This window comes from Propioniciclava soli (assembly GCF_014858005.1).
GTDB lineage: Bacteria > Actinomycetota > Actinomycetes > Propionibacteriales > Propionibacteriaceae > Propioniciclava > Propioniciclava soli.
In genome coordinates this window covers 153,505-172,679 of the sequence record NZ_JACYOT010000007.1, presented here as the reverse complement: position 1 = coordinate 172,679, position 19,175 = coordinate 153,505, and the positions used below count along the sequence as shown (strand labels likewise).

22 protein-coding genes and 1 tRNA gene are annotated in these 19,175 nt (G+C 72.2%); 8 read left to right on the top strand and 15 right to left on the bottom strand.

Annotated elements, in window-relative coordinates:
- Position 1: 1 nt before the first annotated feature.
- The 5 genes from IFY26_RS09640 to IFY26_RS09620 all read right to left on the bottom strand — a co-directional run bounded on the left by IFY26_RS09640 (position 2) and on the right by IFY26_RS09620 (position 5,465).
- Positions 2 to 1,315, bottom strand: coding sequence for a TRAP transporter large permease (locus tag IFY26_RS09640; RefSeq protein ID WP_232548793.1), 1,314 nt, complete (start codon positions 1,313 to 1,315; stop codon positions 2 to 4).
- Position 1,316: 1 nt separating this feature from the next.
- Positions 1,317 to 1,973, bottom strand: a complete 657-nt coding sequence (locus IFY26_RS09635; protein WP_232548792.1) for a TRAP transporter small permease — start codon at positions 1,971 to 1,973, stop codon at positions 1,317 to 1,319.
- Position 1,974: 1 nt separating this feature from the next.
- Positions 1,975 to 2,976 carry a TRAP transporter substrate-binding protein gene (locus tag IFY26_RS09630; RefSeq protein ID WP_232548791.1) on the bottom strand — a complete coding sequence of 334 codons (1,002 nt, stop codon included), beginning with the start codon at positions 2,974 to 2,976 and terminating at the stop codon, positions 1,975 to 1,977.
- Between the two features lie 192 nt (positions 2,977 to 3,168).
- On the bottom strand, positions 3,169 to 3,888 hold the full coding sequence (locus IFY26_RS09625) for an SDR family oxidoreductase (protein WP_232548790.1): 720 nt from the start codon (positions 3,886 to 3,888) through the stop codon (positions 3,169 to 3,171).
- Positions 3,885 to 5,465 carry a helicase HerA-like domain-containing protein gene (locus tag IFY26_RS09620; RefSeq protein ID WP_232548789.1) on the bottom strand — a complete coding sequence of 527 codons (1,581 nt, stop codon included), beginning with the start codon at positions 5,463 to 5,465 and terminating at the stop codon, positions 3,885 to 3,887. The genes IFY26_RS09625 and IFY26_RS09620 overlap by 4 nt, the downstream gene beginning before the upstream one ends.
- 41 nt (positions 5,466 to 5,506) lie before the next feature.
- Between IFY26_RS09620 and IFY26_RS09615 the strand changes: the two genes are divergently transcribed.
- Both IFY26_RS09615 and IFY26_RS09610 read left to right on the top strand, forming a co-directional pair.
- The gene (locus tag IFY26_RS09615; protein ID WP_232548788.1) at positions 5,507 to 5,800 is read left to right on the top strand and encodes a type II toxin-antitoxin system VapB family antitoxin; all 294 of its coding nucleotides are present in this window, start codon (positions 5,507 to 5,509) and stop codon (positions 5,798 to 5,800) included.
- A gap of 32 nt (positions 5,801 to 5,832) precedes the next feature.
- Positions 5,833 to 6,357 carry a LytR C-terminal domain-containing protein gene (locus IFY26_RS09610; RefSeq protein ID WP_232548787.1) on the top strand — a complete coding sequence of 175 codons (525 nt, stop codon included), beginning with the start codon at positions 5,833 to 5,835 and terminating at the stop codon, positions 6,355 to 6,357.
- A gap of 10 nt (positions 6,358 to 6,367) precedes the next feature.
- Here the strand turns inward: IFY26_RS09610 and IFY26_RS09605 are convergent, their stop codons facing one another.
- From IFY26_RS09605 to IFY26_RS09590, 4 genes are all read right to left on the bottom strand, one after another.
- Entirely contained in the window at positions 6,368 to 7,864 is a 1,497-nt protein-coding gene (locus IFY26_RS09605; protein ID WP_232548786.1) for a potassium/proton antiporter, read from the bottom strand.
- Positions 7,865 to 8,023: 159 nt separating this feature from the next.
- Positions 8,024 to 8,112, bottom strand: a tRNA-Ser gene (locus tag IFY26_RS09600).
- A gap of 92 nt (positions 8,113 to 8,204) precedes the next feature.
- Positions 8,205 to 8,639, bottom strand: coding sequence for a nucleoside deaminase (locus tag IFY26_RS09595; protein ID WP_232548846.1), 435 nt, complete (start codon positions 8,637 to 8,639; stop codon positions 8,205 to 8,207).
- 26 nt (positions 8,640 to 8,665) lie between these two features.
- The gene (locus IFY26_RS09590) at positions 8,666 to 9,319 is read right to left on the bottom strand and encodes a tRNA adenosine deaminase-associated protein (RefSeq protein WP_232548785.1); all 654 of its coding nucleotides are present in this window, start codon (positions 9,317 to 9,319) and stop codon (positions 8,666 to 8,668) included.
- A 77-nt stretch (positions 9,320 to 9,396) separates the two neighbouring features.
- Between IFY26_RS09590 and upp the strand changes: the two genes are divergently transcribed.
- Positions 9,397 to 10,038 (top strand): uracil phosphoribosyltransferase, encoded by a 642-nt coding sequence (gene upp / locus IFY26_RS09585; protein ID WP_232548784.1) that lies wholly within the window; start codon positions 9,397 to 9,399, stop codon positions 10,036 to 10,038.
- Here the strand turns inward: upp and IFY26_RS18195 are convergent.
- From IFY26_RS18195 to IFY26_RS09570, 3 genes are read right to left on the bottom strand one after another with little or no spacing between them, the layout of a single operon-like run.
- Positions 10,020 to 10,952 carry a CPBP family intramembrane glutamic endopeptidase gene (locus IFY26_RS18195; protein WP_232548783.1) on the bottom strand — a complete coding sequence of 311 codons (933 nt, stop codon included), beginning with the start codon at positions 10,950 to 10,952 and terminating at the stop codon, positions 10,020 to 10,022. The two genes, upp and IFY26_RS18195, sit on opposite strands and share 19 nt — an antisense overlap.
- The gene (locus tag IFY26_RS09575) at positions 10,949 to 11,854 is read right to left on the bottom strand and encodes a DUF1648 domain-containing protein (RefSeq protein ID WP_232548782.1); all 906 of its coding nucleotides are present in this window, start codon (positions 11,852 to 11,854) and stop codon (positions 10,949 to 10,951) included. Before IFY26_RS09575 ends, IFY26_RS18195 begins: the two co-directional genes overlap by 4 nt.
- Positions 11,851 to 12,189: a PadR family transcriptional regulator gene (locus IFY26_RS09570; protein ID WP_232548781.1), complete on the bottom strand. Its 339-nt coding sequence runs from the start codon at positions 12,187 to 12,189 to the stop codon at positions 11,851 to 11,853. Before IFY26_RS09570 ends, IFY26_RS09575 begins: the two co-directional genes overlap by 4 nt.
- 125 nt (positions 12,190 to 12,314) lie before the next feature.
- On the opposite strand from IFY26_RS09570, the gene IFY26_RS09565 reads away from it, so the two are divergent.
- On the top strand, positions 12,315 to 12,671 hold the full coding sequence (locus IFY26_RS09565) for a hypothetical protein (RefSeq protein ID WP_232548780.1): 357 nt from the start codon (positions 12,315 to 12,317) through the stop codon (positions 12,669 to 12,671).
- 17 nt (positions 12,672 to 12,688) lie between these two features.
- Here IFY26_RS09565 and IFY26_RS09560 read toward each other — a convergent pair whose 3' ends face one another.
- Positions 12,689 to 13,231: a YbaK/EbsC family protein gene (locus IFY26_RS09560; RefSeq protein WP_232548779.1), complete on the bottom strand. Its 543-nt coding sequence runs from the start codon at positions 13,229 to 13,231 to the stop codon at positions 12,689 to 12,691.
- A gap of 116 nt (positions 13,232 to 13,347) precedes the next feature.
- Between IFY26_RS09560 and IFY26_RS09555 the strand changes: the two genes are divergently transcribed.
- Positions 13,348 to 14,001: a GNAT family N-acetyltransferase gene (locus IFY26_RS09555; RefSeq protein ID WP_232548778.1), complete on the top strand. Its 654-nt coding sequence runs from the start codon at positions 13,348 to 13,350 to the stop codon at positions 13,999 to 14,001.
- 25 nt (positions 14,002 to 14,026) lie between these two features.
- On the opposite strand, the gene IFY26_RS09550 is transcribed toward IFY26_RS09555, so the two are convergent.
- Positions 14,027 to 14,737: a glycerophosphodiester phosphodiesterase gene (locus IFY26_RS09550; protein ID WP_232548777.1), complete on the bottom strand. Its 711-nt coding sequence runs from the start codon at positions 14,735 to 14,737 to the stop codon at positions 14,027 to 14,029.
- A 357-nt stretch (positions 14,738 to 15,094) separates the two neighbouring features.
- On the opposite strand from IFY26_RS09550, the gene IFY26_RS09545 reads away from it, so the two are divergent.
- The 3 genes from IFY26_RS09545 to IFY26_RS09535 all read left to right on the top strand — a co-directional run bounded on the left by IFY26_RS09545 (position 15,095) and on the right by IFY26_RS09535 (position 18,366).
- Entirely contained in the window at positions 15,095 to 16,078 is a 984-nt protein-coding gene (locus tag IFY26_RS09545) for a hypothetical protein (RefSeq protein WP_232548776.1), read from the top strand.
- Positions 16,079 to 16,208: 130 nt separating this feature from the next.
- Positions 16,209 to 16,676 carry an NUDIX hydrolase gene (locus IFY26_RS09540; RefSeq protein ID WP_232548775.1) on the top strand — a complete coding sequence of 156 codons (468 nt, stop codon included), beginning with the start codon at positions 16,209 to 16,211 and terminating at the stop codon, positions 16,674 to 16,676.
- 10 nt (positions 16,677 to 16,686) lie between these two features.
- Positions 16,687 to 18,366 (top strand): DUF885 domain-containing protein, encoded by a 1,680-nt coding sequence (locus IFY26_RS09535; RefSeq protein WP_232548774.1) that lies wholly within the window; start codon positions 16,687 to 16,689, stop codon positions 18,364 to 18,366.
- Between the two features lie 59 nt (positions 18,367 to 18,425).
- Here the strand turns inward: IFY26_RS09535 and IFY26_RS09530 are convergent, their stop codons facing one another.
- Positions 18,426 to 19,172, bottom strand: coding sequence for a PIG-L family deacetylase (locus IFY26_RS09530; protein WP_232548773.1), 747 nt, complete (start codon positions 19,170 to 19,172; stop codon positions 18,426 to 18,428).
- Between the last annotated feature and the right edge of the window lie 3 nt (positions 19,173 to 19,175).

Genomic DNA, 19,175 nt, shown 5'->3' with positions numbered 1-19,175 from the left:
GTCAGACCAGACCCATCAGCTCCGGCAGCCACATCGACAGTCCGGGAGCGAACACCACCAGGAAGAGCCCGACCACCAGGGCCGCGAAGTACGGCAGCAGCTGGCGCACCACGGGCTCCACCGCGATGTCGCCAACGCGGGCCCCGACGAACAGCACCGTGCCCACCGGTGGGGTGATGGTGCCGAGGCACAGGTTGAACACCATCATCATGCCGAAGTGGACGGGGTGGATCCCGAGCTCGGAGACGATCGGCAGGAAGATGGGTCCGAAGATCAGGATCGCCGGGGTCGGATCCATGAACGTGCCGAGGATCAGCAGGATCACCATGATCAGGATCAGGATGACCGTCGGGTTGTCGGTCAGGCCCAGGATGCCGTTTGCGACCCCCTCGGGAATCTTCGAGTAGCTCATCACCCAGCTCATGATCGAGCTGACGCCGATGAGCAGCATGACGATGGTCGTGGTGCGGGTGGCGTCCAGGATGATGGCCGGCAGGTCAGCCAGCGTGATCTCGCGGTAGAGGAAGCCCAGCACCAGCGAGTACAGCACCGCGATCACGGCGGACTCCGTCGGGGTGAACACGCCCGTCAAAATGCCGCCGATCACGATCACGATCATCAGCAGCGACGGGACGGCCCGCCACAGCGCCCGCAGCGCGACCGCGAGGGTCAGCTTCTCGTGGCTCTTCGCGGCGCGCAGCTCCGGCTTGCGGAACACGTACCACCCCACCACCGCCAAGCAGGCGAACATCCAGACGATGCCCGGCCCGTAGCCGCCCATGAACAACGCGGCGATGGAGGTGGACGACACCAGCGAGTACACGATCAGCGTGTTCGACGGCGGGATCAGCATGCCCGACGGGGCGGACGCCACGGTGGTCGCGGTCGCGAACGGACGCGAGTAGCCGTCGGCCTCCATGCGGGGGATCATCACCTTGCCGACCGCCGCGCACGACGCGACCGCCGCCCCCGACACCGACCCGAACAACGCGTTCGACACGACGGTCGTGGCCGCGAGGCCGCCGGGCATCTTGCCCACCAGCACCTTCGCCGCGTCGATCAGGCGCCCGGCGATGCCGCCGGAGTTCATCAGCGATCCGGCCAGGATGAAGAAGGGGATCGCCAGCAACGTGAACGAGTTGATGCCGGTGAACATCTGCAGGCTGCCGACGAACACGGCGCTCTCGGCGCCCAGCACGGCGGCCAGCGCAAGGAAGCTCGACAGCCCGACCGACACCGAGATCGGGACGCCGAGGGCCAGGGTGACGACGATGCAGACGACGAGGATGATCCCCGCGAGCAGGGCGGCGGACATGTCAGTTCTCCTTCGGCGCTGCGGTGGCTCCGGACGCGTCGCGGGGCGTCCCACGTCCGCCTCGGCCGGGGCCGGTCACCGGCCCCGGATGGTGAGGGTCCTCCCGGGGTGGGGCGGGGGCGATCGACGGCTCGTCCAGATCCTCGATGCCGCGGACGCTGCCCTCCGGATCGACCGGCTCCGGCTCCAACTCGCGCCCGGAGAACAGCTCCACCAGGTAGTAGACCGCGTAGAACACGACCAGGACGCCGGCGGCCGGCAGCGCGATCAACATCTGGCCGACCGTGAAGGGCAGGCCCGAGACGTTCTGGTCCCACGTGATGCCGACGGCCCGCAGCCCACCCCAGACGAACACGAAGATCCCCAGGGCCAGCGTGCAGAGCTGGACGAAGATGTCGACGCCGCGGCGTCCGGAGCGGCCGAACCGGTTGATGATGAACGTGATCGCGATGTGGCCGCGCTCCCCGAACACGTAGGCGGAGCCGAACAGCGCCAGCCACACGAAGATGTACTGCGCGGCGACCGCCGACCAGGTCGAGGGCGAGGCGAGCACCTGGCGGGTGAACACCTGCCAGCTCACCACCGCCACGAGCGCGGTGAACAGGGCGATGCAGAACCACCCCAACACCGTGTCGAGCGCGCGCTTCACTGCTTCCATCTCAGGCCTCCTGCCGGATGCGTTCGTACAGACTGCGGGCGACGTCGCTGGTCAGGTAGCGCTCGGCCACGGGCTGCAGACGCTCGACGAACGGCGTGCGGTCGATCTCGTGGATCGTGACGCCCTCGGCGAGCATCTGCTCCGTCGCCGCCGCGGTCTCGTCCTTCCACAGCTGGGTGTGATTCGCGGACGCGCGCAGCCACGACGCCCGGAATGCCTCGGCGTCCGCCGGCCGCATGCCGGCCAGCAGACCGCTGTGCACGACGATGAAATCGAGGCCCACCTGGTGGGCGGTCAGCGTGTAGTGCCGCGCCACCTCCAGGTGACGTTGGGTGACGTAGGAGACCTCGTTGTTCTCGGCGCCGTCGAGGATGCCGGACTGCAGCGCCGTGTACACCTCGCCGTACGGCATGGGCGTCGCCGCGCCACCCATCGCGTTGATCATGTCGATCGCCACGTCGGACTCCTGCACGCGAATCCGCATGCCGGAAAGCTGCTCGGGCGTCTCGACGGGGGCAGTCGTGTACAGGTTGCGCGCGCCCTGGGTGAACATGCCGACCACCGTGATGCCGTGCGACTCCTCCAGGGAGGAGTACAGCTCGCCCATGATCGCGAGGTTGTTGGTGACGGCGACCTGGTGATCGATGCCGTCGAAGACGCCCGGCAGGTTCATCGTGCGGTAGTCGGGGTTCAGATTCTCCAGGGCGGTGCCGGAGATCACGGCCATGTCGACCGCGCCGTCGCCCACCAGCATCACCACCTCCTGCTGGCCGCCCAGGGTGGCGTTGGCGTACACGTCGATCCCCCACCGCTCACCCGTGACCGCCGCCAGGTCGTCGTTCCACGCGTTGAGCGCGGCGTATGACGGGTGGTCCGTGGTCTGGTTGAGGGAGAAGATCATCACCTTCCCCTCCTCCGGGGAGCCGATGAGGGGCGTGCACCCCGCCAGCCCCGCGGCGGCTCCGGCCCCGCCGGCGAGGGCCAGGAACGTGCGTCTGTCCACGTGAGACTCCTTCGTCTGGTCCCTCGGCCCCACCCGGGCGGACGCCCTCGGCGTCGCCCCTCGCGGTGCGGGGCGGGGGAGACGCGGAACGTCGATGTGCGGGCGGGTTCGCCGCGGGAACGGCCTTGTTGCCCCCCGATCCTAGGCGCATCGGCGCCACCGCGCGGGCGTTCGGTGTGGTTGGAGGCCCCTTCAGTCGGACGCCAGCCCCGACGGCCGGATCGACAGGGTGTCCACCGACGCGGACGCCTCGGACGCCAGCACGCCGGCGACAGCGTCGGCGACGGCCTGGGGGGTGAGATAGTCCTCGGCGCGGTACGTCTCGCCCTCGGCCTCGCGCAGCGCCACCTGCATGTCGGTCGCGACCCGGCCGGGGTGCACCGACGTCACCCGGATCCGGCCCCGCTCGTCGGCGCGCAGGGCGTCCGCGAACGCCCGCACCGCGAACTTGGACGCCGCATAGACCCCCGAGCCCGCCCCGGCGTTGAACCCCGAACCGGAGTTGATCACGACGACGTGGCCGCGCGCCGCCCGCAGCGCCCCGAGCAGTTCCCCGGTCAGGTGGGCGACGGCCACGACGTTGACCTCCAGGACGCGGCGCCACTCCTCCCGGGACGCCTCAGCCACCGGCCCGTACGCGAGCACCCCGGCGCTGTGGACGACGGCGTCCAGCCGGTCGATGCCCGCCGCGGCGGCGGCCGTGGCGTCGGCGTCCGCCAGATCGGCGACGAAACCGGCGGCGTCCGGGCACTCCGCGGCCACCTCGGCGACCACCCGGGCGACGGCGTCGGCGTCCGTGCCGCCGACCAGCACCCGCCAGCCCGGCGCCAGGGCGGCGACGATGGCGCGGCCGATGCCGCGCGTCCCACCGGTGACCAGGACGGTGCGCCGCCCCGCTGCCGGCGCCGTCACCGCCGTCGACCCGTGCCGAAGATCGACCGGGTGATCTCGCGCGCGGCCGTCCGGGCCATCTGGCGCACCATCGTGTTGGACGTGATCTGCTCGAACAGCGACTTCTCCTGCCGCCGCGAGCGCGGGGCGGCACGTTCGGCCGTCCGATCGGCTGCCCGCTCCGCGGCGTCCGCCCTTTCCTGCTCCTGCCGGCGGGTCCGCTCCTCCTCCTCGCGCCGCGCGGCCTGGGCGCCGGCGTCGAGCCGGGCCTTCAGCACCTCGTAGGCCGATTCGCGGTCGACCGCGGTGCCGTAGGTGGCCTGGAGCGGTGACGCGGCGACGGCGGCCGCCATGGTCGCGGCCTCCCACGGCTGCATGGACGCCTGGGGTGCGCGCATGCGCGTCCAGGCCACGGGCGTGGGCGCGCCGTCGGGGTTGAGCACGGTGATGATGGCCTCGCCGATGCCGAGAGCCTGAAGGCGCTCGGCGAGGTCGTACTCCGTCTTCGGGTAGGTGTTCACCGTGGCCCGCAGCGCCTTCGCGTCGTTGGGCGTGTGGGCCCGCAGCTGGTGCTGGACGCGACTGCCCAGCTGCGCGAGCACCGTCTCGGGCACGTCGCGCGGCGTCTGGGTGACGAAGAACACCCCGACGCCCTTGGAGCGGATGAGGCGCACCGTCTGCTCGACCGAGGCGCGGAACGCCTTGGACGCGTCGGCGAACAGCAGGTGCGCCTCGTCGAAGAAGAACACCAGCTTGGGCCGGTCGAGGTCGCCGGCCTCGGGCAGCTCCTGGTAGAGCTCCGCGAGCAGGTACATGAGAAACGTCGAGAACAGCGCGGGCCGGCTCGCCAGGTCGGGCAGCTCGAGCAGGGAGATGAGCCCGCGGCCGTCCGCGTCGACGCGCAGCAGGTCGGCGGTGTCGAACTCCGGCTCGCCGAAGAACGTGTCGCCGCCCTGGGCCGCGAGCGCGCTGAGCTGGCGCTGGATCACCCCGACCGTCGCCTTGCTCACCCCGCCCAGGCCCGAGAGCTCCTGCTTGCCCTCCGGGGAAGTGAGGAACGCCAGCAGCTCGCCGAGGTCCTTGAGGTCGAGCAGGAGGAGCCGCTGGGTGTCGGCGTAGTGGAACACCAGGCTGAGCGTGCTCTCCTGGGTGTCGTTGAGCCCCAGCACCTTGCTCAGCAACAAGGGGCCGAACGAGCTGACCGTGGCGCGCAGCGGGATGCCGACGCCCTCGCCACCGAGGGCGTAGAACTCGACCGGGCATGCCTGGGGGGTGAAGTCCTGCCCGATCGCCTGCGTCCGGGCGAGCAGCTTCTCCGAGGTCTCCCCCGGCGCCGCGAGGCCGGACAGGTCGCCCTTGATGTCGGCGGCGAACACCGGGACGCCGGCCGCGCTGATCTGCTCGGCCATCAGCTGCAGGGTCTTGGTCTTGCCCGTGCCGGTGGCGCCCGCCACCAGGCCGTGGCGGTTCAACATCGACAGTGACAACCGGATGGGCACGTCGGGCACCGGGGCGCCGTCGTCGACGAGCACCCCGAGCTCGACGGACGGGGTGTCGAACGTGTAACCGGCCCGGATGGCCTCGAGGGCGTCACTCATGGCCCAAGGGTAACGCCGCGCATGGGCCTAGACTGTCAGGCGTGATCTTCAAGCGCGTGGGTGAGGAGCGCCCCTACCCCGACCACGGGTACACCCACCGGCAGTGGGCCCAGATCGCGCCCCAACAGGTGCGGCTCGACCAGCTCGTCACCACCAAGCGGTGGCTCGACCTGGAGGCCCTCCTGGAGGAGGACTCGACCTTCTACGGCGACTTGTTCGCCCACGTGGTGGCCTGGCAGGGCGACCTCTATCTCGAGGATGGCCTCCACCGCACCCTGCGCGCCGCGCTGCAGCAGCGCCAGTCGGTGCACGCCCGCGTCCTCGAACTCGCCTAAGCTGGCCCGACGCGACGCCGAGGGGAGACCGAATGGACGCGCAGACCGTGGTGCGGGCACTGAAGACGCCCGTCACGCTGCTGCTGCTCGTCGCGTTCGTCGCGTGGGCGGCCAGCTGGGCGTGGGACGCCGTGCGCGAGCCCATCGAAGAACGTGCGCTGCCCGCCTGCGTGGCGACCAACGTCGGCCCCGAGCTGACGCCCGATCGCGTCTACGTGCAGGTGTTGAACGGGACGCCGACCAGCGGCCTGGCCCGCCGCCTCGCCGCCCTGCTGCGCGCCGACGGCTTCAACGTCTACCGCACCACGAACGCCCCCACCACCGACCATGAGGTCTCCGAGGTGGTCGGCAGCTCCGAGCAGGCCCCCGAGGTGGTGCTCGTGCGGCAGGCGTTCACCGACATCCCGTTCCGCGCCGATGGTCGCGACAACGCCACCGTGGACGTCATCATCGGCGCCCAACAGCCCGTGGCCGCGACGGGCGTCACGTTCAGCGCGCCGCTGCCCGACGAGCAGGCATGCCTCGCCCAGATCACGGTGGTGAACAGCGAGGGCTGACGTGGTGGGGTCAGTCCCCGTCGTCCCCCTCCTCCGCCCACCGGGCCAGCCGGCCGCCGCGTCCGATGGCGCCGAACAGGTGCTCGACGGCGTCCCGCTGCCGCGCCGGCACCACCACCATGAGTTCGTCCCCCTCGCAGATCCGGTCGAGCGGCACCGGGGAGATGGGGCGTCCGTCGCGCATGATCACGGCGACGACGGTGAACTTCGGCAGCCCCAGTTCCTTGATGGTGACGCCGTGCAGCCGCGAGGCCTCCGGCACACGGATCGTCATGAAATCGGCCTGCGCGCGGTCGAGCGGGGCGACCTCGACCTCGATGTCGGCGCCGGAGTCGTCCCCGGTGATGCCGAGCACGCGGGCGACCCACGGCAGGCTGGGCGCCTGGAGCAACGTGAAGACGACGACGAAGACCAGCACCTCCTCGAAGATCGTCTCGGCGCCGGGTGCGCCGGCGGCCAGCGGGACGGTGGCCATGATGATCGGCACCGCACCGCGCAGCCCGGCCCAGGCGATGAACGCCTGCTCGCGCCACGGCACCTTGAACCACGTCGCGCAGACGGCCACCGAGATCGGCCGCACCACGAAGGTGAGCACCGTGCCGATCAGCAGCCCCTCGCCCACCATCCGCCAGGTCAGCCGTTCGGGGCTGGCGAGCATGCCCAGCATGACGAACAGGCCGATCTGCGCGATCCAGCCCACACCCTCGGCGAACGACCGGGTGGCGTTGCGGTGTGGCAGGTGGCCGTTGCCGAGCAGCACGGCGGCGACGTAGACCGCCGCGAATCCCGACACGTGCGCCACCACGCCCAAGCCGTACGCGAGCACGACGACGGCCATGATCGTCAGGGGGTACAGCCCGGACGCCGGCAGCGCCACCGAGCGCAGCAGCCGGACGCCGAGGTAGCCGATCACCGCCCCGAACGCGATGCCCCCGGCCAGCTCCAGGATGATGGTGCCGGCGAGGGCCGCCGGGCCGGCCTCGGGCAATTCGCCGAGCGACCACGCGGTCGCCGCCGCCACGAGCAGGACGATGGGGGCGTCGTTGAGGCCCGACTCCCCCTCCAGCACCGCGCGCACCCGCGCCGGGAGGGGCAGCCCGCGCAGCACGGAGAACACCGCCGCCGAGTCGGTGGGCGCCGTGATGGCGCCGATCAGCACGGCGTTTGGCCAGTCGATCCCCAGGGCGCGGTGACAGAACAGGGCCACCAGCCCGATGGAGGTGCCGACCCCAACCGTGGCGAGCAGGCCTGCCACGGTCAGCGAGCCGCGGATGTCGACCCAGCGGGTCGTCAACCCGCCCTCGGCCAGGATGAACACCAGGGCGGCGAAGCCGAGGGCGTGGGCGAGGCCGGCGTCGGTCATGCGGACGCCGACCACCTCCAGGGCGATGCCGAGCCCGAGGAACAACAGCAGCGACGGCAACCCGAGGCGCGAGCCCAGCCGGGCGGCGAGCGCCGCGGCGACGACCACGGCGGCTCCGAAGAGCAACATGTCGTCCAGGCTCATCGCGACCCTCCTTGGGCGGAGGATATCGGTGCCGTGTGACAGTCCGGCGACGACGGGCGCCGGCGTCGGCCCGTCGAGGTCGAGGGGCAACGGGTCGGACGGTGAGAGGCGAAAGGCCCTGAAACCCGGTCTGACCTGCGGCTTCAGGGCCTTCACCCGTGGCGGTGGCGGTGGGATTTGAACCCACGGTGGGCAGAACCCACACGCGCTTTCGAGGCGCGCTCCTTCGGCCGCTCGGACACGCCACCGCGGAAAAGGCTAGCGCGCGATCCCCGGTGGGGGCCAATCGGGCAGGCGTGGGGGCCGGCGAGACCGACGCCGCCCACGTCTCCCGTCGCAGTCAGCGATGGCCGGCGAAGAAGTCCTGCAGGACCGCGGCGCAGGCGTCCGCCTCGACCCCGGCGACCACCTCGACGCGGTGGTTGAGCCGGGGGTCGCGGACGAGGTCGAACAGGGACGCCACGGCCCCCGCCTTGGGATCGAACGCGCCGAACACCAGCCGCCCCACCCGGGCGTTGACCAGCGCACCGGCGCACATGGCGCAGGGCTCGAGCGTGACCACGAGCGTGCAGTCGGCCAGGCGCCACCCGTCGCGCAGTGCCGGCGCGGCCCGGCGCAGCACGAGCATCTCGGCATGGGCGGTGGGGTCGCCGGTCTGTTCGCGCTCGTTGCCGGCCACGGCCAGCTCGACGCCGTCGGGGCCGACCAACACGGCGCCGATCGGCACGTCACCGGCCGCCCCGGCCGCGCGGGCGGCGTCCAACGCCCGCGCCATCGCCGGCTGCCAGCGGCGGCCGCCCGTCACAGGTCGAACTCGGCCGCCACCCGGTCGTAGGGCTGGGCGTAGCCGAGCTTCTCGGCGATCGCCTCCACGACCTCCAACGGCTCGGAGTCGAGATCCTCACACAAGGCCTCGACCTCCAGCTCGGAGACGCCCACGTCGGCGAACAGATCGAGGTCGCCGATGGGCTCGGAGTCGTCCTCGTCCTCGGGCAGGTCGAGGGCCAGGAAGTCCACCACGTCCCGCGCGATCGGCCAGTCGTGGGCCGCGAAGGAGTCGCTCAACAGCACCTGCACGACCTTGCCGCGCACGCGGACGAACACGAAGAACTCGTTCTCGATCGCCACGACGCCGACCGCGCCGGCATCACCGGGCACGCGGCGCAGCTCCTCGATCAGCCCGTCGAGATCGTTGGCCAGCTCCACCGGCAGCGCGAGCGCGCTCGGCACGCCCTCCTCGCGGTAGAGCGCTACGACCAGGTCGATCTCGTCCTCGGTGGCGTCGTCGGGGTAGTCGTCGTCTTCGTCCTCGTCGTCCACGTCGTCGTCGTCATCGTCCTCGTCGAGGTCGTCGGCGGCGTCGGTCAACGGATCGAGATCGACGTCGTCGAGCCCGGCGCGATCGTCACCGCGTTCGGCGAGCTCGGCGTCGTACTCGTCGTCACGATCTGGCATGGCGCCCCCTTCCGGCACAGCCCATCGTGTCAGACTCGGCCCCGCTTCGCACGGTGGTCATCTGCAAGAATGCACCTGTGGAACTCATCGTCGCCGATCACCCACTGGTCGCCCACAAGGTCCGACTCCTCCGGGACGTCGACACCGACTCGCCGACCTTCCGCGCCCTCGCGGAGGAGCTCGTCACGCTGCTCGCGTACGAGGCCACCCGCGAGGTGCGGGTCGACACCGTCGAGGTGACGACGCCCGTCACCACCACGCGGGGCATCCAGCTGTCGCACCCGGTGCCCCTGGTCGTGCCGATCCTGCGCGCGGGCCTCGGGATGCTCGAGGGCATGATGAAGCTCATGCCGACCGCCGAGGTCGGGTTCGTCGGCATGGTGCGCGACGAGGAGACGTTGGAGCCGTTCACGTACGCCGAGCGGCTGCCGAAGGATCTCTCGGGCCGCCAGTGCTACGTGCTCGACCCGATGCTCGCCACGGGCGGCTCGCTCGGCGGCACCGTGCAGTTCCTCGTCGATCGCGGCGCCGACCACATCACTTGCATCTGCCTGCTGGCCGCCCCGGAGGGCATCGACAACATGCGCCGCCTGGTTGACCCCGTCGGCGTCCCCTGCACCCTCGTGGTGGCGGCCGTCGACGAGCGCCTCAACGAGCACGGCTACATCGTGCCCGGCCTCGGCGACGCCGGCGACCGGCTCTACGGCCTGGCCGACTGATCCTGCCCGCCTGAGCGCCTCGGGACGGCCCACAGCGCCGCCGCGACCACCCCCAGGGCCAGCGCCGCCGCCAACCCGACCGGCGGCGCGACCAGCCGGTGGGCGTCCACCAGCACCAACATGAAGATGCCGGCCACCCCGTTGAACGCGCCGTGCACGATCGCGGCCGCCCAGACGAACCCCGACCGCTCCCGCACCCAGGTGAGGAGGAAGGCCAACGGCACCGTGATCGCGCAGAACAGCGGGACGCCCCACCCCCAGTCGGCACCGTAGTTGTGGCCGAGGGCGATCAGCGGCGCATGCCACAGCCCCCACAGGATGCCGGTGAGCAGCGTCGCCCGGACGCGGCCCAAGGGCGCGAGCTCCTCGGCCAGGACGCCGCGCCAGCCGTACTCCTCGCCGAACGCGAACACGGCGTTGACGGTGAGTCCGGCGAGGAGGCCCTGGCCGATCGCGAGGGCCACCAGGACGCCGACGGGCAGAGCAAGCTCGGGCGGGGTGGTGGAACCCACCGGGGCGAGGGCGGCGATGGCATCCCCCACCTCGGCCGGGGTGGCCCACCGGCCCATGCCGGGCACGGCGAGCGATGATCCCAGCGCCGCGACGCCGAACAGCGCGGCCACGACGGCGGCGTAGACCAGCGCGGCCCACCCGACGATGCGGGCGATCGCGATTCCGGGCCGCGTCTTGAACGCTGCCCACCCCCGGGTGAGGAGGTGGGGGCGTCCGGCCACACGCTCGGTGACCCAGCCCGCGAGGAGCGGGACCAGCATCGTGACCGCCCCGAGCAGCATCGTGACCGGCCCGGCGCCCCACTGCTGACCGGTCGCGAGCACCAGGAGCGCGATGGCAACGGGGCCCGCCAGGGCGATGCCGTAGAACAGGGCGACGCGGCGCCACACGACCCGCGTCACGCCGCGCCGCCCCGCCGGCCGAGGCCGCCTCGGCCGAGGTCGCGACGTTGCTCACCGGCGCGTCCGGCGCGGGCGAGGCCGACCAGGACGGCCGCCGGGGCTCCGAGGACCAGCGCGGCCAGGCCCGGCCCGATCCACCACCCACCGCGCAGGCTGCGTGCCACGGTGAGGCCGGCGGCCAGCGCAGCGGCCCCGGAGGTGGCGGCGAGCGTCCCGGCGCGCATCGGGCGGGGCCGGCGGCCCGCGACCCCTGCCACCGCCGCCCCGGCAGCGGTCACCGCGAGAGCCAGATCGGTGGTCGCGGCGCGGCGCTTCGGCGTCCAGCGGTCGGGCGTGCCGCAGAGGTTCCAGTGGGCGGGCAGCTCGGCCGGGAGCGACCGGCCGCGGACGGCGTAGTGCGCCACCACCGATGCCGCCAGGGCCAGCGGCACGGCGGCACCGGCGGTGAGCGCGGCGTCGGGGGTGTGGGTGAAGGGCTCATCCTCGGCATCGGGCTCGATCAGGCCCAGGCGGACGGCCAGTGCACCGGCGTTGAGATCCCACCCGGCGCCGAAGACCCGCGGGCTCCAGAGGCGGTCGCTGGCCGGGTTCCACCAGGCACGCTTGAGCCGATCGACCGTCGGGGGCCGGACGTCGTAGGGGATGCCGGCGAAGGTTCCGACCCCGGGGTGTGTGCCGGGCCGATCGTCACCCTCCTCGCCGCCGACCGGGCCGACGGCTGCGGCGAACGCGGCGACGTCCGCGGGGGTGGCCTCGGGGTTCAGTTCGGCGCACAGGGCCGCGGCCAACTCGTCACGGACGGCGTCCGCCAGCTCGGGGTCGAGGGGAGCGGTGGCGGCGTCGAGCCAGGCGAGCGCAGCGCCACGGGTGGCCGGGGTGAGATCGGTGAACGAGGTGATCATCGGGACTCCTTCAGGATGTGATCGACCGCATCGCGCACTTGGCGCCACGCGGCCGTCTGGGAGGCCAGGGAGGCCCGCCCGGACGCGGTGAGGCGGTAGTACTTGCGGGGCGGCCCGACCGGGGACTCCTGCCAGGTCGACGCGATCTCCCCCGCCTTGAGCAGGCGGGAGACCAGGGGGTACACCGTGCCGGCCGTGAGGGCCAGGCCCGGCAGGCCGGCGAGCTCGTCGACGATCTGCTGGCCGTACCGCGGCCCGTCGGCGAGCAGCCCCAGCACGGCGAGCTCGACGACACCGCGGCGGAGCTGGGTGGCGCGTGGATCGGGTCGGCTCATGGAACCACGGTACAACCGGGTACCTTGCACCACAAGTATCTTGGTCACACCCGGGACTGTGCCGGCATCGATCCGCTGACTAGGGTGGGCTGCGCCCGGATTCACCGATGCAGGAAGGACCTCCCATGAGCGATCAGGACGAGAAGAAGAAGGACGGCGGCGACATCTCCTCCGGCTTCGGCGAGACCCAGGTCGACGGACCGGTCTCCGACGAGAAGGCGCAGAAGATGCTGCACTCCGATGAGAGCGGCTCGGATGGCGGCTCCGACGATGAGGATTCGGACGATGACGACGACGAATCCGATGCCCCCAGCGACGAGTTGACCGACGGCGGGGCGACCGACCCGGACGGTGACGTCCCCTCTCCCGCCGAGAAGCGCATGATCGCCGAGGGCGGCCCCGTGGGCGAGCCCGAACAGCTGGACGCCGACGAGGTCCGCGCCGGGCGCGGCAACGGCGGCGGTGGCGGCGGGGGCTGGTGAGCCCCGCGCCGAGCGCGTCAGCCCGCGTCGCGGGCGAGATTCTCGACGCGCTCGGCGCCCGGCAGCGCGAGGAGATCCGTCGCGGTCAGGAAGAGTTTCGAGCCGCGGATCCCCGAGCCGATGCACAACCAGTTGGCCTCCGCGACGGCGGCATCGACCCAGACGGGCCAGTCCTGCGGGACCCCCACCGGGGTGATGCCGCCGTACTCCATTCCGGTGGCCTCGACCGCGACGTCCATGGGGGCAAAGCTCGCCTTGCGGGCGTCCAGCCGGCGGCGGACCACGCCGTTCACGTCCACACGGCGGTGGGCCAACGTCATGCAGACCGCGAACCGCTCGACCCCCGCCCGCGTGCCGCGCACGACGACGGCGTTGGCGCTGGCCTCGAGCGGGATGCCGTACTCGGCGCACAGCGCCTCGGTGTCGGCGAACTGCGGGTCGATCGGGGCGACCACGGCGCTGGGCGCCTGCCCGGCCAGCGCGCGGGCCACGGGCTCGGCGAGGAGTTCTGGATGCTCGCGGGCGGGCAGCGGGTCGAGGCGTCCGAAGATGTCGTTCATGCGGGTCCTCCTGGCGAGATCGAGCAGGCAGCCCGCAGCAGCGGGCTGAGCGGCACGACCATCCTGCCACGCAGCGCGGCCTTGCGACGTGGCGCGGGTTGTGGGACGTTCAGGCCATGAGCGACCCTCGCTTGGCCGAGATCTTCCCCCCGCTGGGGCTGCGCATCACGTGCGGCCCGCTGGAGCTGTGCGGGATCGGCGACGCCGAGGTGCTCGCCCTGCTCGGCGTGGTGCGGGGCGGCGTCCACCCCCGCCACTTCATGCCCTTCGCCTTCCCCTGGACGGATGCCCCGGAGGACGAGCTGCCGCTGAACTATCTCCAGTGGTGGTGGCGCGGCATGGCGACGTGGTCGCAGGACGCCTGGGCGTTGGACCTCTGCGTGCGGTGGGAGGGCGAGGTGGTCGGCGTCCAGGGCGTGGCGACGCAGGACTTCCTCACCCTGCGTTACGGGGAGACGGGCTCGTGGCTGGGCTCGCGCTTCCAGGGCCGGGGGATCGGCACGGCGATGCGGCAGGCCATGTGCGCATTCCTCTTCGACCACCTGGACTTCGAGTTCATCACGTCCGCGGCCTTCGCCGACAACGCGGCCTCGCTGCGGGTCAGCGAGAAACTGGGCTACAAGGACAACGGGGTGACGTGGCAGTCGCGGCGCGGTGACGCCGCGTCCAACCGACGCCTGTTGCTCCTGCGGGAGGACTTCGTCCGCGGCGAACCGATCTCCGTGGCCGGCGTGGAGCCCATGCGCCGGTTCATCGGGCTGGACCGCTGATCAGGCCGGGGCGCTCGCGGCACCATCACCCGATGATCGACCGTGCCAGATTGGGGTAGTTGGTGATCACGGCGTCAGCGCCCACCTTGGCCATCTTCTTGATGTCGTCGGGCTCGTTGACCGTCCAGACGTGAACCGGCATGCCGAGGTCGTGGCACGCGTCGATGAGCTTGCGTCGCGTCGCGCGCAGCGGCGGATGCAGGGCGGTGGCACCCAACCGGCGTGCGTACTTCCAGGGCTGGAAGAGAGGGTCGGAGTACAGCGCGCCCAACGGGAGTGGGGTGCCCAGGTGGAGCAGGTGACGCAGCGAGTAGTGATTGAACGACGAGACCACCACCCGGTCAGCGGCCCCCAGCTCCGCGACGATGGCGAGAACGCGCTCCTCCAGGCCGTGGTAGCGCATGCGGGTGTTCTTGAGCTCGACGTTGACGATCGCATCGCCGGCGAGGTCAAGCACCTCCTGCAGGGTGGGAACGCGGGTACCCCGGTACCGCTCGTCGCCGGCGGAGGCGTCGAGCGCACGCAGGGCCTCAAGGCTGTGGTCGGCCACCCAGCCGTTGCCCGAAGTGGTGCGCTCGAGCGTCTCGTCGTGGATCACAACCACCTCGTCGTCGCGGGTGAGCTGGACGTCGATCTCGATGGCGTCGGCGCCCTGTTCGAGGGCCATCTCGATCGCGGGCAGGGTGTTCTCGGGGGCGTAGCCACTCGCGCCGCGGTGGGCCCAGACCATGGTCATGGGGCCATCGTGGCAGGTGGCCACGGCAGGGGCCGCCGGGGGCGCGCGCCGTTCGGCGAGCGTTAACCTGCCGGGCGCGCGGTCTGAGACCCCCCGCGGAAGCGGCGCTTGATCCCGCGGCACCTGACGGTCTGGCGACGCTGGCCCACGACAGACCGTGCGGACCGATCCGGACAGTCGCCCGGCCGCGCCGGTGGGGGCCATCGAGGGGAGGCGCCGTGCCGATGACCCCGGTTGTCCACAGGAATCCAGCGCACGATGCTTCCCGCTACCCCTTGAAACGATCAACTGCGCCGGTTGTGCTGGCTTCCTGTGGACGGTGACAGATGGCGGGCCAGCGGGCCGAATGTGCCAGGTGTGAAGGAAGCTCTTGCGCAAGCCTTGGCCGACGGATCCGGCGTGGTGGTCGGGCGGAACCATCCCCAGCTGGCCTGGCACATCCGTGCCGCCAGACAGCGGGGCGAGCTGGTCGCCGTGCTGCGGGGCATCTACACCACACCCAGCCACGCCGCCGGCTTCGGCGTGAAGGTGCTCGCGCTCCTCATCGCCGACCCCGATGCGATCCTGCTGGAGCGGTCGGCCGCCGTGGCGCTGGGGTGGCGCGAGCCCGAGCCCGGTGAGGAGTTGGTGGCCGCCAGCCGCCGCATCCAGAGCAAGCCGCGCGGCTACCGCCTCACGCGCCGCCGCATCCACCCCGAGGACGTCCACACCGCCCTCGACCCCTTCGGCCCGGCTGCCACCGGAGCCGCCGGCCCCGCCGTGCGGTGCACCTCACCGGCGCTGACCGCTGTCGACCTGGCCCGCGGCGGCGACGGCGCCTCCCTCGACGACGCCCTGCGGCGCCGCGTTCCCCTGCGCGCCCTCTGGGCTGCCCTGCTCCGCCACCCCACCCGCGGCAACCACACGGTGCGCGCCTTGCTGCACGACTCGCGCGACGAGCCGTGGTCGCCGGCCGAGCGTGCCGGGCACGTCGCCCTGCGTGCGTGCGGCGTGACCGGCTGGTCGGCCAACCTTCCCGTTGAGCGCAGCCCGGGCGTGTTCGCCCAGCTGGACGTCGCCTTCGGCTCCCTCTCCCTCGGGATCGAGATCGACGGCTACGCCCACCACGGTTCGCGCAGCGCCTTCGAGGCCGATCGCGCCCGCGACGTGGACCTGGGCCGCCACGGCTGGCAGGTGGTGCGCGTCGCTGCGGCCTGGGTCCTCCACCATCCGGCAGAGTTCGCCGCCTTCGTGAGCACCATGGTGCGCCAACGCGCCCTGCTGCTCGGGGTGCCGGTGCCCACGGCTCGTCACCCGCGGGCCCCCCAGCCAGTGCGCAACCACCCCGAGCGTGCGAGGTGACCGGCCATCGCACTCCTGACAGGGGGCGTAGCGGTGAAGGGGCACAGCGGGGAAAGGGCACAGCGGGGGAAGGACGCGACCATGAACAGGGGTGGGTCACCCCGCCCCGGACGAGGTGTCAGGATGGACCATGATCACCGAAGCCCGGCTCGGCGCCTATGCCTGGATCGAACGCGACGGCATGGTGCTGCTCACCCTCTGGCAGGGTGCACCCGAACGCGGCATCGAACCCCACTGGGGTCTGCCCGGCGGCGGGGTCGAGTGGAACGAGCAGATCCACGAGGCCACCATCCGCGAGGTGCGCGAGGAGACCGGTTTCGACGTCGAGCCGGCTGAACTTCTCGGGGTGACGGTCATTCACCTCACTGCCGACGACCGCATCGCCCCCGGTGACGGCCCGCTGCGCCTGGTGCGCTTCCTCTCCCGCGCCACCATCACGGGCGGGCAGCTCACCGACGAGGTCGGTGGCTCCACGCTGCGCGCCGCGTGGTTCTCCCGAGGCGAGCTGGCGGCGTTGCCCACGGAGCAGGTGCTCGACTGGGCGCTTGGGCTCGTCGACACCGGCCCGACACCGGGTCTCCCCTCCCCGACGCGGTAGCGTGCATGGAGTGAGAGAACGCACCGCCATCGACCATCTGGCCGACGACCACACCGCGCGGCTGGTGGAGCTCAGCCCCATCCTCGCGACGCACCTGGGCGTGCCCGGCCACGACCATCTCCTCGACGACTGCTCCCCCGACGCCCATGACGCCCTGGCCAGACTCAACCGCGAGACCCTCGCCACGCTCGACCGGCTCACCCCCGCCGACGCCGTGGACGAGGTCACCGTCGCCGCCATGAGGGACCGCCTCGGCCTTGAGCTCGAGCGTCACGAGGCCGGTGACCACCTCGCCGACCTCAACAACATCGCCTCCCCGCTGCAGGACCTGCGCGACATCTTCGACCTCATGCCCACCGACACCTCCGACCAGTGGGCCGCCATCGCCGCGCGCCTGGCCGCCCTGCCCGACGCGCTCTCCGGTTACGCCGCCTGCCTGGCCGACGGCGTGCGGCGCGGGACGGTGCCCGCGATCCGTCAGGTCGAGCTCGGCATCGCCGAAGCCACCGGGCTCGCCGACCCCGACTCCTCTTTCTTCACGTCGTTCATCGCCAGCGCCCGGCCGGACGCCGCCGAGCCCGCCGACGCCCTCGTCGCAGATCTGACCCACGGCGCGGCCGCGGCGCGCGACGCCTACGGCACCCTGGCCACCTTCCTGCGCGAAGAGCTCGCCCCCCACGCGCGAGCCGACGACGCCGCCGGACGCGAGCGGTATTCCCGCGCCTCGCGCGACTTCGTCGGCGCCACGGTCGACCTCGACGAGACCTACGACTGGGGGGTCGAGGAGCTCGCCCGGATCACCGCCGAGCAGGAGTCCCTGGCCCGCGAGATCGCCGGCCCGGACGCTTCCGTCGCCGACGCCGTGGCGGCCCTGGACGCCGACCCCACCCGCACCCTGCACGGCACCGACGCCCTCCAGCGCTGGATGCAGACCACCGCCGACGAGGCCGTCGAGGCCCTCAACGGCGTCCACTTCGACATCCCCGAGCGCATGCGCACCATCGAGGCCCGCATCGCGCCCACCCAGAGCGGCGGCATCTACTACACCGGCCCCACGGACGACTGGTTGCGCCCGGGCCGCATGTGGTGGAGCGTCCCGGCCGGTGTCACCGCCTTCAACACTTGGCGCGAGAAGACGACCGTCTACCACGAGGGCGTTCCCGGCCATCACCTGCAGGTCGGCCAGGCCGTCCACAACGCCGACGAACTCAATCGCTGGCGCCGCCAGGTGTGCTGGCTCTCCGGCCACGGCGAGGGCTGGGCGCTCTACGCCGAGCGCCTCATGGAAGAATTCGGCTTCCTGGACGACCCGGGCGACCGGTTCGGCATGCTCGACGCCCAACGCCTCCGCGCGACGCGGGTGGTGATCGACCTCGGCGTGCACCTCGGCAAGCCCGCCTTCGCTCGCTACGGCGGCGGCACCTGGGACTACGACAAGGCCTGGCAGCTCCTCACCGACAACGTGAACATGGACGAGGCCTCCCTGCGCTTCGAGTTGAACCGCTACGTCGGCTGGCCCGGCCAGGCGCCGAGCTACAAGGTGGGTCAACGCCTCTGGGAACAGATCCGGGCGGACGCCACGGCCGCCGCCCAGGCCCGCGGTGAGGAGTTCTCCCTCAAGGAGTTCCACACCCGCGCGCTGAATCTCGGCTCGCTGCCCCTCGACGTGCTGCGCGACGCCCTGGTCTGAGCCCGTGGCGAGGCGGCCAACCGTCGGTGGACGGCCCCGCCCAGGCCCGGCCCACCGGCTCAGGAGCCGGGCACCCGCAGGGTGAACGCCAGCTGGATCGGCTGGCGCTGCCCGCCGACATGGATCACGTCGGCACCCTGCACCGTCACCTGGCTGGCGTGGTGGGCTAGCGCCTGCTGCACCCGCCCGAGCTGATCGGGCGTCCTCACGGTCCAGCCCGCCGCGCCCACCTCCGAGGCGACCTCCAGGAACGGCACTCCAACCTCGGCCGCAGCGGCCCGGCTGGGTGCCGCGAGGGCGACGTGGTCGGGGTGTCCGTACCCACCGCCGTCGTCGTAGGACACGACGAGATCGGCCAAGAAGTCGCGGGCGTAGGCCGCGATGTCGGCGGCGACCTCAGCAGGATCGGCGAGGCTGAGCGCGTCCGGCCCTGCGGAGGCACCCGGGCCGGCCACCGTCTCCGCCTGGCCCAGCCACACCATGCCCGAATCGGTGTAGCGACGCGGTTCGCGTCCGGCGGCCCGCGCCCCCGGGTCGCCGAGGAAGGCGTGACGCCGGACGCCGAGGGCGCGGCACGCCGCCGCCACCTCCGCTTCCCGGTGGGTCACGAGGTCCACCCCGGCGGGCACCGACCCCGGCACCAGCTCGCCCTGCTCGCCCCGGGAGGCGGTCAGCACGGCGATGGTGACGCCGCGCTCGGCCAGCGCCGCGATCAGCCCGCCCGTGGCGAGGGTCTCGTCGTCGGGGTGGGCGTGGACGAACAGGACCCGCCGGGCGGCGTCCAGCAGCGTGCGGGCGTCACTCATGGC

Excerpts from the sequence above, each read along its gene's own strand:
- IFY26_RS09565 (WP_232548780.1), top strand. The coding sequence starts at position 12,315 with ATGAGCGATCAGGACGAGAAGAAGAAGGACGGCGGCGACATCTCCTCC.
- IFY26_RS09540 (WP_232548775.1), top strand. The coding sequence starts at position 16,209 with ATGATCACCGAAGCCCGGCTCGGCGCCTATGCCTGGATCGAACGCGAC.
- IFY26_RS09555 (WP_232548778.1), top strand. The coding sequence starts at position 13,348 with ATGAGCGACCCTCGCTTGGCCGAGATCTTCCCCCCGCTGGGGCTGCGC.
- IFY26_RS09620 (WP_232548789.1), bottom strand. The coding sequence starts at position 5,465 with ATGAGTGACGCCCTCGAGGCCATCCGGGCCGGTTACACGTTCGACACC.
- IFY26_RS09570 (WP_232548781.1), bottom strand. The coding sequence starts at position 12,189 with ATGAGCCGACCCGATCCACGCGCCACCCAGCTCCGCCGCGGTGTCGTC.
- IFY26_RS09605 (WP_232548786.1), bottom strand. The coding sequence starts at position 7,864 with ATGAGCCTGGACGACATGTTGCTCTTCGGAGCCGCCGTGGTCGTCGCC.
- IFY26_RS09530 (WP_232548773.1), bottom strand. The coding sequence starts at position 19,172 with ATGAGTGACGCCCGCACGCTGCTGGACGCCGCCCGGCGGGTCCTGTTC.
- IFY26_RS09590 (WP_232548785.1), bottom strand. The coding sequence starts at position 9,319 with ATGCCAGATCGTGACGACGAGTACGACGCCGAGCTCGCCGAACGCGGT.
- IFY26_RS09575 (WP_232548782.1), bottom strand. The coding sequence starts at position 11,854 with ATGATCACCTCGTTCACCGATCTCACCCCGGCCACCCGTGGCGCTGCG.
- IFY26_RS09595 (WP_232548846.1), bottom strand. The coding sequence starts at position 8,639 with ATGGCGCGGGCGTTGGACGCCGCCCGCGCGGCCGGGGCGGCCGGTGAC.
- IFY26_RS09610 (WP_232548787.1), top strand. The coding sequence starts at position 5,833 with ATGGACGCGCAGACCGTGGTGCGGGCACTGAAGACGCCCGTCACGCTG.
- IFY26_RS09550 (WP_232548777.1), bottom strand. The coding sequence starts at position 14,737 with ATGACCATGGTCTGGGCCCACCGCGGCGCGAGTGGCTACGCCCCCGAG.
- IFY26_RS09640 (WP_232548793.1), bottom strand. The coding sequence starts at position 1,315 with ATGTCCGCCGCCCTGCTCGCGGGGATCATCCTCGTCGTCTGCATCGTC.
- IFY26_RS09635 (WP_232548792.1), bottom strand. The coding sequence starts at position 1,973 with ATGGAAGCAGTGAAGCGCGCGCTCGACACGGTGTTGGGGTGGTTCTGC.
- IFY26_RS09560 (WP_232548779.1), bottom strand. The coding sequence starts at position 13,231 with ATGAACGACATCTTCGGACGCCTCGACCCGCTGCCCGCCCGCGAGCAT.